This is a genomic window from Rhizohabitans arisaemae, from assembly GCF_025996515.1.
Taxonomy (GTDB): domain Bacteria; phylum Actinomycetota; class Actinomycetes; order Streptosporangiales; family Streptosporangiaceae; genus Rhizohabitans; species Rhizohabitans arisaemae.
The window spans coordinates 700824-716429 of the sequence record NZ_BLRH01000035.1; the positions used below are offsets into that span (position 1 = coordinate 700824).

The following is a 15606-nucleotide window of genomic DNA, read 5'->3' on the forward strand; positions in this document are numbered from 1 at the left end:
TGGCGCTGGGCACGCGCGTTGCGCCGTATCGATCGGACATCCCCCGCCGATCCGGTCAGCGGTGTGGATCGCGGTGTGAGCCGGACCTTCGCCGCGTTGCGCGTGCGGAACTTCCGGCTGTGGGCGGGCGGCCAGCTGCTCAGCCTGATCGGGACCTGGATGCAGGCGATCGCCCAGGGCTGGCTCATCCTGGAGTTGTCCGGGTCGGGGGTGGTGCTCGGGCTGGTGGTCGCCGCGCAGTTTCTCCCGGTTCTGCTGCTGGGGCCGTACGGAGGCCTGATCGCCGACCGGGTGCCCAAGCGGCGTCTGCTCATGGTGACGCAGAGCGCGCTGGCGGTGCTCGCCCTCGGCCTGGGCCTGCTGACGATCACCGGTGCGGTCCGGATCTGGATGGTCTTCGGGTTCGCCCTGGCCTTCGGCCTGGTGAACACCGTGGACAATCCGGGCAGGCAGAGCTTTGTGCCGGAGATGGTGGACCGGCCCCTGGTACGCAACGCGGTGACCCTCAACAGCGTCATGGTCAACTCCAGCCGGGCGCTCGGCCCCGCCGTGGCGGGGGTGCTGGTCGCGACGGTGGGTGTCGGCGTCTGCTTCCTGATCAACGCCGCGAGCTTCGCGGCGGTCCTCGTCGCGCTGGCGCTGATGCGGGAATCGGAGCTCTTCGCCGGTGAGCCGGTGGCGCGGGAGCGCGGGCAGCTCCGACAGGGCCTGAGGTATGTACGGCGGACGCCGGGCCTGCTGGTGCCGCTGCTGATGATGGCCTTGGTGGGCACGCTCGCCTACGAGTTCCAGGTGGTCTTGCCGCTGATGGCGCAGGTCACGCTGGGGGGTGGGGCCGAGGCCTACGGTTTCATGACCTCGGCCATGGGCGCGGGCGCGGTGGTGGGCGGGCTGGCCATCGCGACGTGGGCGCGGACGGGGCTGGGTCCGCTCACGGTGGCGGCGTTCGCGTTCGGCGTGGCCATCCTCGCCGCGGCGGCGATGCCGACCCTTTCCACGGAGCTGGCGGTGCTCGCCCTGGTCGGGGCGGCGAGCACCGGCTTTCTCGCCACCGGCAACGCGACCTTGCAGCTCACCAGCGAGCCGAGGTTTCGCGGGCGGGTGATGGCCCTGTGGTCGGTGACGTTCCTCGGCAGCACCCCGATCGGCGGTCCGATCGTGGGTTTCGTCGCCGAGTACTTCGGCCCCCGGTACGCGCTGGGCCTGGGCGGGGTGGCCTGCCTGCTCGCGGGCGTGCTCGGCCTGCTCTTCCTGCGCCGGATCCCGCACGCCGAGCGCCGGATCGACGAGAGCGCCTGAGGCTCGCTATATCTTGTCTCCCGATGTATGGTGTCGACCATGGGTTCAAAGACGATGACGGAACCGGCGTTCTTCATCCTCACCGCGCTGGTCGACGAGCCCCGGCACGGCTACGGGATCGTTCAGGAGGTGGCCGAGCTCTCCGGCGGGCGGGTGCAGCTCAAGATCGGCACTCTCTACGGCGTGCTCGACCGGCTCACCGCGGAGGGACTGGTGGAGCTGGACCGGGAGGAGGTCTGGCAGGGCCGGTTGCGCCGCTACTACCGGATCACCGAGCCCGGCGCGCACGCCCTCGACGCCGAGGCCGTACGGCTGGCGGAGAACGCCAGAAGCGCACTGGACCGGTTGCAGGGCCGCCACGGTGCGGTCCGGATCGCGGGAGGCCTGGCATGAGCCTGCTGGAGGAGCGGTACCGCCGGGTGCTGCGCGTGCTCCCCGCCTCCTATCGCGCCGAGCGCGAGGAGGAGATGGTCGACGCCTTCCTGGAGAGCGTCGGGGAGATCGCCGACGCCGACGAGCGCAAGCCCCGCTGGTCGGAGGTCGCCAGTGTCGTGGCGCTCTCCGTCCGGGTCCGCCTCGGCGGGATCGGCGCCGCCCCGCGCGCCTTCGCCGCGGGCGAGACGGTCCGGCTCGTCGCGCTCCTCGGGCTGCTGTTGAACGCGGTGCTGAGCGCCATGCATCTGGGGTGGCTGCTCCGGGTGGCCGGGGTGTTCGGCCCCATCCCGGACTTCGGCCCCGGATTCGGTCTCGGCTGGTCGTCACCCGGGTCCGTCCCGATCGTCGAGGGACTGGCGAGCGTCGCGTGGATCACGGCCTACGCGGCGTTGATCGGTGGCAGGCCCGGCGTGGCGAGGGCGGCGGCGCTCCTGGCACTCCTTCCCGCCGGCTGGGATCTGGCCGTCGACGTGGTGGCCGCGGTGAGCAGTGCGAATCCCGACCGGATCAGCGTGCTTTACCTGCTGTTCGGCGTGATTCCGGCCCTGGCGTTGCTCGCCGGTTTCCATCGGGACGCCCCGCCGGTCCACCGCGCGAGGTGGATGATCGCGGTACCCGTCGCGACGGGTGTCCCGCTCTGGCTGCTGGGCGCTTCGCTGCTGGGCTGGAAGCCGGCCCCCCTTGCCTGGATCTGGGCGGACACGTGGGGGATCGCCGGTTTGATCGTGGTCGTCGCGGGTGTGGTCTGCCTGGCCGTCCACCGTTTCAGCCCGGGGCGCCGGACCCCGGCCTGGCCCCTGGCGCTGGCGGTCCTGGCGCTCTTGCTCCTGCCCCTCCGGGTCCAGGCGTCGATCGACTACCTGTCCGTTCCGGAGCTGCGCGGTCAGGCCCCCCTGGTCGTCGCGCTCACCGCCGCCTTGCTCCTGGTCGCGGGGGCCTTGCTGATCTCGGGCGTCCGATCGGCGCGGCGACTGCCCAAGGATCCGGCCGCTCCCCGGCCGGCGTGACCGGGGCCGACGCCCGTCCCACGCACCCCACCCCAAAGCGCGAAATTTCCTATAGTGGCATGAAATGTCCACTTCTCGTGCTGGTACGGCTGCGCCGGGCGGATCACGGCCGTCCGGGGCCGAGCTCGTCCGCCCGGAGCGCGAGGAGCACGTCGGCCCGGACCAGCTCGGCCGGGCTCGCCGCCCCGAGGAGCTGAAGGATCCGCCGCAGCCGGTAGCTGACCGTGTTGTCGTGCACCGCGAGGCGCTGGGCGGTGATCCTGGTGGACAGCCCGGCGGCGAGGAACACCCGGAGCGTCTCGATCAGCACGGGACTCTGCCGCAGCGGGGTCAGGACGGCCTCGGTGAGCCGACGGGCGTCGAGCGGGTTCTCGATGAGGAAGACCTCGGGGATGACCCGTTCGAAGGGGACGACGGTCCGGTCGGCGCCCATCCGCAGCCCGGCTTCGAGGGCGGTGAGCGCCTCCCGGCAGGAGGCCCCGGCCTCGCCGAGCCGGGGACGGGGTTCGCCCAGCCCGACCACCAGCCCGGCCGGGATTCCCGGCCTGGTCGCGGCCCGGGCCAGCGCCTGCGCGACCCCGGGCGCGTCGGCGAAGACCAGGACCATGGTGGAGCCCTTGCCTCCGGCGAGGACCCGGCTGCGCAGGCGCGGGCGGAGCGCGTCCAGGACGGTGGACTGGGCCCGGGTGAGGGCGAGCAGCGGCGACTCCTCGGACATGCCGATGGCGGCGGCGCGGTGCGGCACCTGGGCCCGTACCCCGACGAGCCGGGCCCGTTCCTCCACCTCGGCCGGGTCCAGCGGCTCCCCGCCGGCGAGCCGGGAGACCAGGTCGGTGGCGATCTGATCGAGGTGGGCGGCGGCGGTGCTCCGGGTCCGCCGGTAGGCGTCGGTGGACGCCTCGATCATGATGTCGGTGACGGCGGCGAGGTTCTGGCTGAGCTCGGTGAACGGGACGGGGCCGAGCGGCGGCCCGGTCGCGGTGAGCCGGCGGAGCAGCAGTCGTTCGGCCGCGTGCCAGGAGGCCACCACGGCTTCGACGGGGACCCCCTGGACCGCCCGCCGCTCGCCGAGCCCGGCCGCCGGCCCGAGTTCGGCCGGGGTGGGGCCGCGCCGCTCCGAGAGGGCGGTGAGCATCGCCCGGATGTTGGGGGCGACCACGTCGGCGAGGTCCTCGACATCCATCCGGGCCTGGTCGTAGCCGGGGAGCCGCTCCCAGACGGCGGCGAGCAGGGCCGCGGCCAGCTCGTCCACCTCGTCCAGCAGAATCCGCGCGCGTTGTGTCAGATCCACAAATCAGGCCCTCCCATCTTCCGGTTCGGCCACGTAGTAGGACCGACATGTGGCCATGGACTATGGGATATCACAGGCCAGATCCCCCAGCGGGCCTAGGTGAGGAGGACCTTCGTGAGTACCCGGGTCGCCAGCAAGGAGTCGGTCGCCACCGATCTCGACGATCACGCGTTGGAGCCGGTGCCCGCGCACCGGCGGCAGAGCCTGCTGAAGATGATCATTGTCCAGATCGGCTGGAACATCAGCGTCAGCAGCTTCCTGGTCGGGGGAGTGGTCGGCGGCGGCACCACCTTCGCCGAGGGCATGACCGCCATCCTGGTCGGAAACCTGATCCTGGTGGCGGTGTCCTCCCTGATCGGCCTGGTCGGCTACCGGACCGGCCTGTCCAGCTACCTCGCCGCCCGGGTGGTGTTCGGGCGGTACGGCGCCGTGGTGGTCTCGCTGCTGCTCGGCGTGCTCGCCATGGGGTTCATCGGCGTGCTGATGGACACCTGGAGCGGGGCGGTGAACAAGCTCATCCCGGCCATCCCCACCTGGGGCTTCACCCTGACCTTCGGCATCGCCATCACCACGACGGCGATCCTCGGCTTCAAGGGTCTGGCCAAGTTCTCCGCCATCGCGGTCCCCATCGAGGTCGCCATCGCGCTGCTGGCCCTCTACAAGATCGGTGGTGGTGAGGGCGGCTTCGCCGAGGTCGTCGCGCAGACCCCCGCGGTGCCCATCGGGTTCGCGGTGGCCGTCGGCGCGGTCATCTCCACCTGGATCACCGGCGCCGCGCTCGTCAGCGACGTGGCCAGGTTCGCCATCCGTCCCCGGGACGTGATCATCTCCTGCTTCTTCGGCTTCGTCATCGGCGCGGGCGTCTTCGAGACCATCGCCACGGTGTCGGCCATGTCCGTCGGCAACAGCAACTTCGTCATCGTCATGCAGGGCCTCGGGCTGCTCGCCCCGGCGGCGGTGATGCTCGTGCTCGCCCTCTGGAACACCGCGGACAACAACCTCTACTCCGCCTCGCTCGCCTTCACCAACGCCTCCAACACCATGGGGATCCGGATCGGCAAGCCCGTCTGGACCATCGTGTCGATCATCATCGCGGTCGGGGTGGCCTTCGCCGGGTTCGCCGGTCAGTTCCTGGTCTTCCTCCAGATCATCGGCCTCATCGCCCCGCCGTTCGCCGGAGTGCTGATCGCGCACTTCTGGATTCTGGCCCGCCGGGGCACCGGCGCCGAGCTCCTCGCCGCCGCACCGAAGATCCGGATCGAGGCGCTGGCCGCCTGGGTGATCGCCGCACTGCTCTCGAAGTACACGGGCCTGCTCGTCGTGGACGCCATCGAAGGACTGGTCTACGGATTCGCCTCGTACGCCGTCCTGGGTCTCGCGGTCGCCTCCCTGGGGCGCGGCGGCTCGGCCCGGGATCGGCGCGCGCAGGCCGTACAGGAAGGAAACGCCTCATGAAGTTCGGCCTCGGAGTGCCGACGGGAACCGAGGGGTTGATGTACCCCGTCCCGTACGCCGACGTCCACGAGGCGGTGGAACTGGCGCTCGCGGCCGAGCGGCTGGGCTTCGACTCGGTCTGGGGCAACGACCACGTGACCACCCAGCGGTACGTCCGCGCCGAGTTCGACGAGCCGCCCAGGTACTACGACCCGTTCTCCTACCTCAGCTTCGTCGCCGCGCTGACCACGCGTATCCGCCTCGCCACGGCGATCATGGTGCTTCCGTTCCGGAACCCGGTGGTCGCCGCCAAGCAGGCCGCCACGCTCGACCGCCTCTCCGGGGGCCGGGCGGTGCTCGGGGTCGGCATCGGGGCCTACCGCGAGGAGTACGAGGCGATGAACCCCGAGGTGAAGCTGCACCGGGGTGAGCACGCCGCCGAGGCGATCCAGGGTCTGCGGGCGCTGTTCACCGAGCGGGAGGCGACCTTCCGCGGACGCTGGGTGAACTTCGCCGACGTCCAGTCCTTCCCCAAGCCGGTCCAGGAGACGCTGCCCATCCTGTCGGGCGGGAACGCCCCGGCCTGCCGCACCCGCGCCGCCCTGTACGCCGAGGGCTGGCTGCCCGCCTGCCTCACCCCCGCCGAGGTGGCGGCGGGCCGCGCCGACATCGCCGCGCAGGCCGAGGCCGCCGGGCGGGTGCTGCCCGCCGGGTTCGAGGTCGCCCTCCAGGTCGCGGTGAGCATCGCCCCGACCCACGAGGAGGCGTGGGCCAGGTTCCGCGCCTCCCAGCTCCACAACCACCTCGTCTCCCTCTCCAAGACCACGCTGAAGGACCAGGGCGTGGAGAACCTGGCCGCGCGCAACCTCATCGGCACTCCGGAAAGCGTCGCCGAGCAGGTGGAGGCCTACCGCCAGGCCGGGGTCGACACCCTGGCCGGCCTGCTGTTCGCCGCCAACACGGTGCCGGAGACCCTGGACATGATGGCGGAGTTCGGCGAGACGGTGATCAACCGATGACGGATCTCCGCACGCTGAACGATCGTCGCCTGGTACGGCTGCGCGGCGCGCTCGCCGAGGCGCCCTTCGACGCGGTCGTCCTCACGAGCCCCGAGAGCGTGCTCTACGCCACCGGGTACCGGAGCGTGGCCGGGCCGATGTTCCGGGCGCACCGGATGGCGGCCGTGGTCACCGGGGACGACCTCTGGCTGGTCTGCCCGGCCGCCGACACCGCCCCGGCCGCCGACTCCGGGGTGCCGGAGGACCGGCTGGTCCCGTTCGGCCGGTTCTACTTCGAGTCCGAGGGGCCGTCCCCGCTCAGCGAGATGGCCGACCGCAACACCGACCTGTACGCCGCGCTCGCGGTCGCCCTGCGGGAGGCCGGCCCCGGCCTGCGCTACGGCGTGGAGGGGCTTGTCGCCGACCCGGGCCTGGCCGCCGTCGCCGGGGAGGCCTCCGTCGAGGCGGAGGGCTGGGCGTCGGCCGTACGCGGCGCCAAACTCCCCGGGGAGCTGGAGCTGCTGCGGCATTCCGCGCTGCTGGCGGAGGCCGGCATCCAGGCGGCGATCGACGCGGCCCGTCCCGGGATCACCGAGCGGGAACTCGCCGGGATCGTCGCCGCGACCATGGTCGCCGGGGGTGGTGAACCGCGGTTCGTCGTCGCGGTGACCGGCCCGCGCTCGGCGCTCGCGGACGCGCATCCGACCGACCGCTCCTGGGCTCCGGGGGAGCTCGCCCGGTTCGACGTGGGCTGCGTGTACCACGGCTACTGGTCCGACATCGGGCGGACCGCCGTACTCGGCGAACCCGACGCCCTGCAGACCGCGAACTACGCGGCGATCCTGGACGGCCTGGACGAACAGGTCCGGCTCGCGAAACCGGGGGTTCCCGCCGTGGAGGTCTTCGACGTCGCCATGGAGGGGGTACGGCGCGGCGGCGTCACGCCGTACCGGCGCCAGCACTGCGGGCACGGGATCGGCCTCTCGGTCTACGAACCGCCGATCATCGCGCCGGGGGTGGGATCCGAGCTCGCCGAGGGTATGACCTTCTGCTTCGAGACCCCGTACTACAAGCTCGGCTGGGGCGGCATGATGGTGGAGGACACGCTCGTGGTGACCGGGTCCGGCGTGGACCTCTTCACCCATGCCCCGCGCACGCTCCCGGTGGTGCCCGCGTGACCCGCTACCTGAACCGGCTCGCCTGCCTGCGCTGCGCGGCGCCGTACGACGATCCGGCCCTTGAGCTCATCGGACGGGGCTGCCCCGCCTGCGAGCGGGACGGTGTGCCGTCGAACGTCCTGCCGGTGTACGAGGTGTCCGCCGCGGCAGTGCTGCCCGTCGACCGTTCCCAGCCCGGTCTGTTCCGCTACCGGGCGTTGCTTCCCCTCCGTCCGGAGACGCCGGCGGTGAGCCTCAATGAGGGCACCACCCCCTTGGTCCCGCTGGAGCGCACGGCGGAGCGGCTCGGACTCGGCGCCGTCCACGTCAAGGACGAGACCCGCAACCCGACCTGGTCGTACAAGGACCGGCTCGCCGCGGTCGCCACGGCCAAGGCCGTCGAGCTGGGGGTGGAGGCGGTGGTCGTCGCGAGCACCGGCAACCACGGCGCGGCGGTCGCGGCCTACGCGGCCCGCGCCGGGCTGCCCTGCGTCGTCCTCACCCTGGCGTCGGTGCCTCCGGCGATGAAGACCCTCATGCAGGTGTACGGCGCGCGGGTCGTGGCGCTGGAACGCCCGCCGGACCGGTGGAGCCTCATGCGCGAGCTGGTCGCCGAGCGCGGCTGGCTCCCCATGTCGGGCCACGCCAACCCGCCCGTCGGCTCGATCCCCTACGGCGTGGACGGCTACAAGACGATCGCCTACGAGATCTTCGAGCAGCTCGGCGACGTCCCCGACGTGGTGATCGTGCCCGCGGCCTACTCCGACGGCCTGGCCGGGGTCTGGCGCGGTTTCGCCGACCTGGCCGCCCTCGGCGTCGCCCGGCGGACCCCGCGGATGGTGGCCGCGGAGCCGTTCGGCCCGCTCGCCCGCGCCCTGGCGGAGGGCACCGACACCGCGGGACCCGTGCCCGTCACCGGCTCGGTCGCGTTCTCCATCGCCTCGCCGTACGGCACCTATCAGGGTCTGGACGCGCTGCGGGCCTCCGGCGGGCACGCGGTCCCGGTCCCCGGGGACGCGCGGACCCTCGACGCGCAGCACCGGCTCGGACGTGAAGGCCTCTACCCGGAGGCGTCGTCGGCCGTCGCGCTGCTCGCGCTGGAGGAGCTCGTCGCCTCCGGCGCGGTCGCCGCCGGGGAGCACGTCGTCCTCGTCGGCACCTCCACCGGACTGAAGGACGTCGGCGCCACCGCGGGCACCCTGCCCCCGGTGCCGGTCGTGGAGCCCACGCTGCGGGCGCTCGACGCGGCGCTCGCCGGGGAGGCCCCGTGAGGCTCGCCTTCTCGATCTCCGGGCATCGGGACGCCGCGGACGCGGTGGCGGTCGCCAGGCTCGCCGAGGGCGCCGGGTTCGACACCGTGTGGATCACCGAGGACTACTGCGAGCGCGGCGCGTTCGCGGTGGCCGGGGCGATCGCCGCCTCGACCGGGCGGATCCGGGTGGGCATCGGCGTCGTCAACCCCTACACCCGGCATCCGGCGCTCATCGCGATGGAGCTCGCGGCGCTTGAGGAGATCGGCGGCGGCCGGACGATCCTCGGCCTCGGCGCCAGCAACGCGCATTGGATGAGCGATCGGCTCGGCATCCCCTTCGACCACCCGATCGGCAGGCTCGCCGAGTCGATGGAGGTCATCCGGGGGATGATGACCGGGTCGCCCACCCGGGTCGACGGCGCGCACTTCCGGGTGGACGCGGCGCTCTCCTTCACACCCCCGCGGACCGTCCCGCCGATCGTGCTCGGGGTGAAGGGTCCGCGCGCGCTCGGGCTCGCCGCCGAGCGGGCGGACGGGCTCCTGCTGTCCTTTCTCTCCTCGCCTCCCTACGTCGCCTCGGTGCGCGAGCGGGTGGGGCCCCGGATGGAGCTCGCCGCCTACATCGGGGTCTCGGTGGACGGGGACGCCGCGGCGGCGCGGGACCGGATCCGCCCCATGGTCGCCACCTTCCTCGGCGTCCACGGCGACCACGAGATCACCCGGACCGCGGGGCTCGGCCCCGAGCTGTGCGCGCGGTTCCGCGAAGGCTGGCTCGCCGGCGCCCCCCGCGTCGACCTCGTCGACGACGGGTTGCTCGACCTGTTCACCGCGTCCGGTACGGCGCGGGACGCGGGCGACGCGCTGGCGCGGTTCGCCGCGGCGGGGCTCGACGTCGCGGTGGTCCGGGACGACGGGGGCGCCGACCCCGGGCTGCTGATGCGTACGGCGGCCCGCCTGTGGCCGGACCACCCGGAGACCTGAGGGGCTCGGGGCCGGTCCTCCGGCCGGCGTGTCGCGCGGGTTCCGGCGTCCCGGCGCGACACGTCGGCCCCGGAGTCCGGCGGTTGAGGTTACCTCGGGCCGCGCCTGGCTCGAACTGGTATTCTTCATGGCCGTGCAGGCGACCCTCTCACCCGTCGCCGGGGGTCGATCTGCGGCCTTCGCGGCCTTGGTGATCTCTGTCTCCACGGTCGCCGCGCATCCCGCGCTCCGGTGGCCGGTCCGCCTGGGGTCTTGCTCCCGAATAGATCACCGGATATGTTCCGTTCCTTGCGGTGTGCTGATGACGACCTCTCGCCGCACCGACAACACCCGCCGGCGTGATGTGAGGTGGGACGGCCGAGATGGATGAAGGCGAGCGTCGATCCGCGCTCCCCGAGAACCTGCACGAGCTGTTTCCCGACGGAGGCGGCGGGCGGGTGCTGCGGGTGGGGCTCCCCGAGGGCTCCCTGGTCTGGCCGGACGTCAACTATCCCCAGCATCAGATCCCGGACCGCCCCGCCTACTGGGTGAGCGAGGACCGGGCCACCGGCGCGCTCTGGGCCCGGCTCCGCGCGGAGCATCCGCGGTCGGGCCTGTGGCCGCTCCTCCTCGACGACTCCGCGCAGGCGTGGTCCACCGGGCAGATCGCCCCGGAGCCGGTCAAGGAGATCGACAACTACGACGCGGGGGCCTTCCTCGCCGAGGTGTGGACCGACGTGGTGGACGCCCAGGGGGGCGCCGACGACGAGTTCGAGGACTTGGCCCCGTTCGGCCGGGAGTGCCCCGGGCTGGCCGGGGCCGGGGTGCTCATGGAGGATCCCGGCGTCGTCGCCGACTGGTACGCGCGCATTCTCGGCGACCGGGGGATGCCGGTGGGCCTGGTCGCGGTCGAGCGGGGCGCCGACGCCCTGGCGGCCATGGGGTGGCAGGGGGCGCTCAACCACAACGCGTGGACCGCGCCGCTCGCCGCCGTCGTCCGCAGCTGGGAGGAGCGGTTCGGGGCGCGGGTGGTCGCGGTCGGGTTCAACTGCCTGGAACTGAGCGTCGCGGCCCCGCCGGTCACGACGCGTCACGCCCTCCACGTGGCCGCGGAGCACTGGGCCTTCTGCCCGGAGAACCTCGTTCAGGGGCCCGGCACCCTCGCCGGGTACGCCGAGGAGATTCGCAATCGCAACACCTGGTCGTTCTGGTGGGATTGACGGTAAAGCGCCCCTGGACTCCGGCGGAGACCAGGGGCGCGGTCGACGGTTATCGGGTGACGGGCCGGGCCAGTCTCTCCAGCGCGGCTTTCAGCGCCGCTTCGTTCTTGGTGAAGAAGTCGGCGGTGGCCACGCAGTTCTGCTGCCACCACTGCACGTATTCGGAGATGTGCGGGAGTACCACGGGTATCGCGACTCTGAGGGCGTTCGCCTGAAAGGCGTCGCGTACCGTCTTGTCGCAGGCGTTCTTCGTCGGGCCGGTCTGGACCAGGGCGGCGTGGACGACAATGCGGAGATCCTTGGCCAGACTCGGGGGGAGAGCCGGATAGGAGCCGGCCTCCCAGAGCCGGAAGACCTCCCCGATGAACTCGCCACCTCGGTGCAGCGGGATGTTCGTCCCGGGCCTGCAGATGCTCTGCAGGGTGTGCTCCAGCCGGTCGCCCACGGTCAGGACGATACCGAGCTCCCGTTTGCAGTCCGCGGGATTCGCCGCCGTCGCGCATCCGGCGGCGGCCGGACCGGCCGGCGCCGCCTGCGCCCACGCGCCCGAGGCGAGAACGGCGGAAACGGCGAGGGCGGCGAAGGTTCCCGTGCCCGCGGTGAGAATTCGAGTTATGTGGCTCACATATCCTCCCGGTGAGAGATTCAGCGCCCGAAATCGCGGGCGCACGCTCTACCCTTCCCGGTTCACACACCCCGACGAGGGCCTTGGCTCTCATTTGGAGATTGGGGGGTGCAATTCGTGCGCGGTTCGCGGTAAAAAGACCCGACACTGACTTGGCTCTGAGCCAGGCTACGGTCATTGGTCCAGCATGTACGTTTTTCGCGGTTATATCTGGAATTTTGAGGCGCTGAGTGGAGAAAGTGGCTGTTCGGTATTCACGCCGAGAGATCGGGATTTCTCAGCCTCTGTCGGTGTGAAGGAGAATCCCCCAGACTTTCCATCGGAGCGGGGGCGTGGGTGTGTACGGCCGACCGTGGCGGCAAGGCTTCGGCGGTCACTCCGTGTGAGCACGGGACCCGGGCGGGCGACTGGAGCGCGGGTGTGGCGTTCGGTTTCGCGGTGGGGGGACGCAGTCCATTTCGGGTGTCCGATATGTCGGCGGTCGCCGGCCGGGTGGACGGGGCCGGCGCGGGACCCGCGACCGGCGTCGGAGAAGGAGGTGGAACGTTCTTTCCCATGGACCGCAATGTTCACTTATATTGGCTGAACGGTTCTGAACTGCTGGTATGTGAGTGGTGCGAGTCGTCTGCGGGTAATCGCTAAGCCCGGTCACTCGTCCGTGTGCTCTGGATACTGAATATTCAGGCCACGGCTCGGTGGGCGAAACACCCGCCGGGGTGAGCCCAGCGTAGAGGCTCCGTCACATCACCGAGTTAAGGGTGTGCCGTCAAGTCGTTAAGACTATTGAACGAACCTGCCTGAACAATCTTGCGCGCCCCCGCCGTCGAGCCGGAATCTCGCTGGCGAAACACCCCGCTCACGTCTTATCCCCCCAACGTGAAGGGAGCGAGATGAGGTTTCGAGGACGCTTCTGGACCGCCACCGCCGTCGGTGCACTGGTCCTGTCCGCAGGAATGATCCCTACGGCAGCCAGCGCGGCGCCACCGAGCCTGAACGACACCCTCAACGCCGCCATGCTGCAGAAGAGCCAGAACAAGGCTTACGCGGCTAACGCGGTCGGTGAGAAGCAGACCCAGGTCAGCGTGCAGCGCGAGAACGGCGCTTGGGCGTTCGGTACGTCGGGGATCCTGGCGCCGTCCGGTCAGGACACCTACCCGGAGGCCTGGATCTTCGTCGCCAGGAACGGCCCGAGCGGATGGAAGGTGGCACTGGAAGGAACCCCCGAGTTCGCCGGCATGATCGCTCAGTCGCCCGACGGCCTGGTGGGCAAGGCGGAGAAGAAGACCTTCGCCAACCACACCGCCAACGCCCTCAAGCTCGCCCAGGCCGGGGCGGTCGGGGCGCCGGAGGCACACGGCGAGGGTGACGGGCACGCGCACGGGACGGACGCCGCCGGCGGCGCCGCCGCCGCGGCCCCGATCCAGACCGGGCTCATGCTGCCGTTCGCCGAGGGCGACAGCTGGGCCATCATCGGTGGCCCGCACGGCTGGAGCGGCCAGTCGCGGCCGTTCAGCTCCATCGACCTGAACAAGGTCTTCGGTTCGGGCGCCTACCAGATTCTGGCCGCACAGTCCGGTCGTGCCTACGACATGTGCAACAACGGCGGGCACGTCCGGATCATCCACGACAACGGGTGGACCACCGAGTACTACCACCTCGCCAACGAGATCCGGCCCACCGGCCAGCAGATCGCCAAGGGCACCTATCTCGGCATGACGAGCGTCCGCATCCCCTGCGGTGGCTCGGCCGGGAGCAACCACGTCCACTTCGCCATCAAGCAGGGCACCTCCTGGGTTCCGCTCGCCGGCAAGATCGTCGGTGGCTGGGACTACTACGAGGGCGCCCAGGCCTACGGCGGCGGCGCCCGCCGCAACGGCGTCTCCGTGGGCGTCCGCGGCAAGATCCAGAACTACGGCACCGGCACCGGCGAGCCGCCGACCGGCAACACCTTCGAGAACGCCGACAACTACAACATCCCCGACCGAGGGCAGGTCGAGTCCCCGATCAGCGTCACAGGGGTCCCGGGAACCAAGAACAGCGTCACGGTCTACGCCGACGTCCACCACACCTGGATCGGCGACGTGCAGCTCGACCTGATCGCCCCGGACGGCTCGACCTACCGGGTCAAGAACTCCGACGCCAACGACAGTGGAGACATCCTCCACCAGACCTACACCATCAGCGTCTCCAACGAGACCGCCAACGGCACGTGGAAGCTTCGGGCCACGGACGTTTCGGTCAACGACAGCGGCTACATCGACGCGTGGAAGATCACGATCTAAGAGATGGCCGGTAAGAAGTCCCTGATGAGCGTGCTCGTCATGGTACTGGTCACCGCCGCGGCGCCCGTCGCCGCGGCGGAACCGGCCGCCAGGACGGGCGGCCCTGCGACCGCGGTAGCCGACACCGCGGTCAGGGGTACGGCGGAGAACCCGCGCCAGTACCGCGTCGACGGGCCACGCACCAAAGAGCAGCGGACACGGGTCGCACGCACCGGTGCGGCCATCGACGCGATCGAGCACTCCTCGATCATCGTCAGCGCAACGCCGAGTGAGGCCGCGGCCATCCGCCGTCTCGGATTCTCCGTCTCCGAGATGATGACCGCCCTGGACTTCCCGCCCGCGGACTCCCGGTACCACAACCACGCCGAACTCACCGCGGCGGTCGACCGAGTGGTCGCGGCGAACCCCGCGATCGCCAGGAAGACCGTGATCGGCCGGTCCCACGAGGGCCGGGACATCGTCGCAGTGAAGATCAGCGACAACGTCGCGGTCGACGAGAACGAGCCCGAGGTGCTCTTCACCGCCCATCAGCACGCCCGTGAGCACCTCACGAAGGAGATGGCGGTCTACCTGCTCAACCTGTTCACGAGCGGGACGGAAGCCCGGGTGAACGACCTCGTCGCCTCCCGGGAGATCTGGATCATCCCCGACGTCAACCCCGACGGCGGAGAGTACGACATCGCGACCGGCTCCTACCGGAGCTGGCGGAAGAACCGGCAGTCCAACTCCACGGCTGTCGGAACCGACCTCAACAGGAACTGGGGTCACAAGTGGGGCTGCTGCAACGGCTCGTCGAGCTCGGGGAGCAGCGACAGCTACCGCGGTCGCGCGGTGGAGTCGGCACCGGAGATCAAGGTGGTCGCCGACTTCGTCCGTTCCCGGGTCGTCGGCGGCAAGCAGCAGATCACCAGCGCGATCGATTTCCACACCTACGGCGAACTCGTGCTCTGGCCCTACAGCTACACCTATGACGATCTGGCTCCGGGGCTCGACCGCGACCAGCTCGACACATTCACGGCGATCGGTCGTTCGATGGCGAGCTCCAACGGCTACACACCGCAGCAGTGGAGCGACATGTACATCGCGGACGGCACGATCAACGACTGGCTCTGGGGAAATCAGAAGATCTTCAGTTTCCTCTTCGAGATGTATCCCAAGAGCGGCAACGGCGGTTTCTACCCACCCGACGAGGTCATCGGGCGGGAGACCAGCCGCAACAAGGAGGCGGTACTCCGGCTCCTTGAGTACGCCGACTGTCCCTACCGGGCCATCGGCAAGCAGGCGCAGTACTGCGGCGGCGGGCGCACCTTTGAGAATGCCACCAACTATGACATTCCCGATCAGGGCACCGTGGACTCGGCTATCACCGTGTCAGGAGTGCCCGGCAACGCGCCGGCCGCGATGCAGATCTTCGTCGACATCCACCACACCTGGATCGGTGACCTGCAGATCGATTTGGTCGCTGGAGACGGCTCCGTCTATCGCCTGAAAGACACCAATTCCAGCGATAGCAGCGATGTCCTTCACGCCACCTACACGGTGAACGCCTCCTCCGAGGTCGCCAACGGGACCTGGAAGCTCCGGGTGAAGGACGTCTCGGTCAACGACAGCGGCTACATCGACGCCTGGAACATCTCTTTCTGAGG

The 15606-nt window shown here is 70.7% G+C and carries 13 protein-coding genes; 11 read left to right on the forward strand and 2 right to left on the reverse strand.

The annotated features are described in order from the left end of the window. The first annotated feature begins 75 nt into the window (after positions 1-75). From RUR_RS25185 to RUR_RS25195, 3 genes are read left to right on the forward strand one after another with little or no spacing between them, the layout of a single operon-like run. The gene (locus RUR_RS25185; RefSeq protein ID WP_283137653.1) at positions 76-1299 is read left to right on the forward strand and encodes an MFS transporter; all 1224 of its coding nucleotides are present in this window, start codon (positions 76-78) and stop codon (positions 1297-1299) included. Positions 1300-1338: 39 nt separating this feature from the next. Continuing rightward, on the forward strand, positions 1339-1692 hold the full coding sequence (locus RUR_RS25190) for a PadR family transcriptional regulator (RefSeq protein ID WP_283137654.1): 354 nt from the start codon (positions 1339-1341) through the stop codon (positions 1690-1692). Beyond that, positions 1689-2741: a hypothetical protein gene (locus RUR_RS25195; RefSeq protein WP_283137655.1), complete on the forward strand. Its 1053-nt coding sequence runs from the start codon at positions 1689-1691 to the stop codon at positions 2739-2741. The genes RUR_RS25190 and RUR_RS25195 overlap by 4 nt, the downstream gene beginning before the upstream one ends. Positions 2742-2844: 103 nt before the next feature. Here RUR_RS25195 and RUR_RS25200 read toward each other — a convergent pair whose 3' ends face one another. Next, entirely contained in the window at positions 2845-4032 is a 1188-nt protein-coding gene (locus RUR_RS25200; RefSeq protein WP_283137656.1) for a PucR family transcriptional regulator, read from the reverse strand. A gap of 114 nt (positions 4033-4146) precedes the next feature. On the opposite strand from RUR_RS25200, the gene RUR_RS25205 reads away from it, so the two are divergent. The 6 genes from RUR_RS25205 (at position 4147) to RUR_RS25230 (ending at position 11053) form a co-directional block, all read left to right on the forward strand. Continuing rightward, a complete protein-coding gene (locus RUR_RS25205) occupies positions 4147-5487 on the forward strand; it encodes a purine-cytosine permease family protein (RefSeq protein WP_283137657.1) in 1341 nt (446 codons plus the stop codon). After that, positions 5484-6485 carry a TIGR03619 family F420-dependent LLM class oxidoreductase gene (locus RUR_RS25210; RefSeq protein WP_283137658.1) on the forward strand — a complete coding sequence of 334 codons (1002 nt, stop codon included), beginning with the start codon at positions 5484-5486 and terminating at the stop codon, positions 6483-6485. Before RUR_RS25205 ends, RUR_RS25210 begins: the two co-directional genes overlap by 4 nt. Next, positions 6482-7642, forward strand: a complete 1161-nt coding sequence (locus RUR_RS25215; protein WP_283137659.1) for a M24 family metallopeptidase — start codon at positions 6482-6484, stop codon at positions 7640-7642. Before RUR_RS25210 ends, RUR_RS25215 begins: the two co-directional genes overlap by 4 nt. After that, a complete protein-coding gene (locus RUR_RS25220) occupies positions 7639-8892 on the forward strand; it encodes a threonine synthase (protein WP_283137660.1) in 1254 nt (417 codons plus the stop codon). The genes RUR_RS25215 and RUR_RS25220 overlap by 4 nt, the downstream gene beginning before the upstream one ends. After that, a complete protein-coding gene (locus tag RUR_RS25225; protein WP_283137661.1) occupies positions 8889-9854 on the forward strand; it encodes an LLM class flavin-dependent oxidoreductase in 966 nt (321 codons plus the stop codon). Before RUR_RS25220 ends, RUR_RS25225 begins: the two co-directional genes overlap by 4 nt. Before the next feature lie 362 nt (positions 9855-10216). Continuing rightward, positions 10217-11053, forward strand: coding sequence for a DUF4253 domain-containing protein (locus tag RUR_RS25230; RefSeq protein WP_283137662.1), 837 nt, complete (start codon positions 10217-10219; stop codon positions 11051-11053). Between the two features lie 49 nt (positions 11054-11102). Here RUR_RS25230 and RUR_RS25235 read toward each other — a convergent pair whose 3' ends face one another. After that, on the reverse strand, positions 11103-11678 hold the full coding sequence (locus RUR_RS25235) for a hypothetical protein (protein ID WP_283137663.1): 576 nt from the start codon (positions 11676-11678) through the stop codon (positions 11103-11105). A gap of 890 nt (positions 11679-12568) precedes the next feature. Here RUR_RS25235 and RUR_RS25240 point away from each other — a divergent pair. Together RUR_RS25240 and RUR_RS25245 are read left to right on the forward strand one after the other, a co-directional pair. Further along, positions 12569-13960, forward strand: coding sequence for a proprotein convertase P-domain-containing protein (locus RUR_RS25240; protein WP_283137664.1), 1392 nt, complete (start codon positions 12569-12571; stop codon positions 13958-13960). A 3-nt stretch (positions 13961-13963) separates the two neighbouring features. After that, the gene (locus RUR_RS25245; protein WP_283137665.1) at positions 13964-15604 is read left to right on the forward strand and encodes a M14 family zinc carboxypeptidase; all 1641 of its coding nucleotides are present in this window, start codon (positions 13964-13966) and stop codon (positions 15602-15604) included. Positions 15605-15606: the final 2 nt, after the last annotated feature.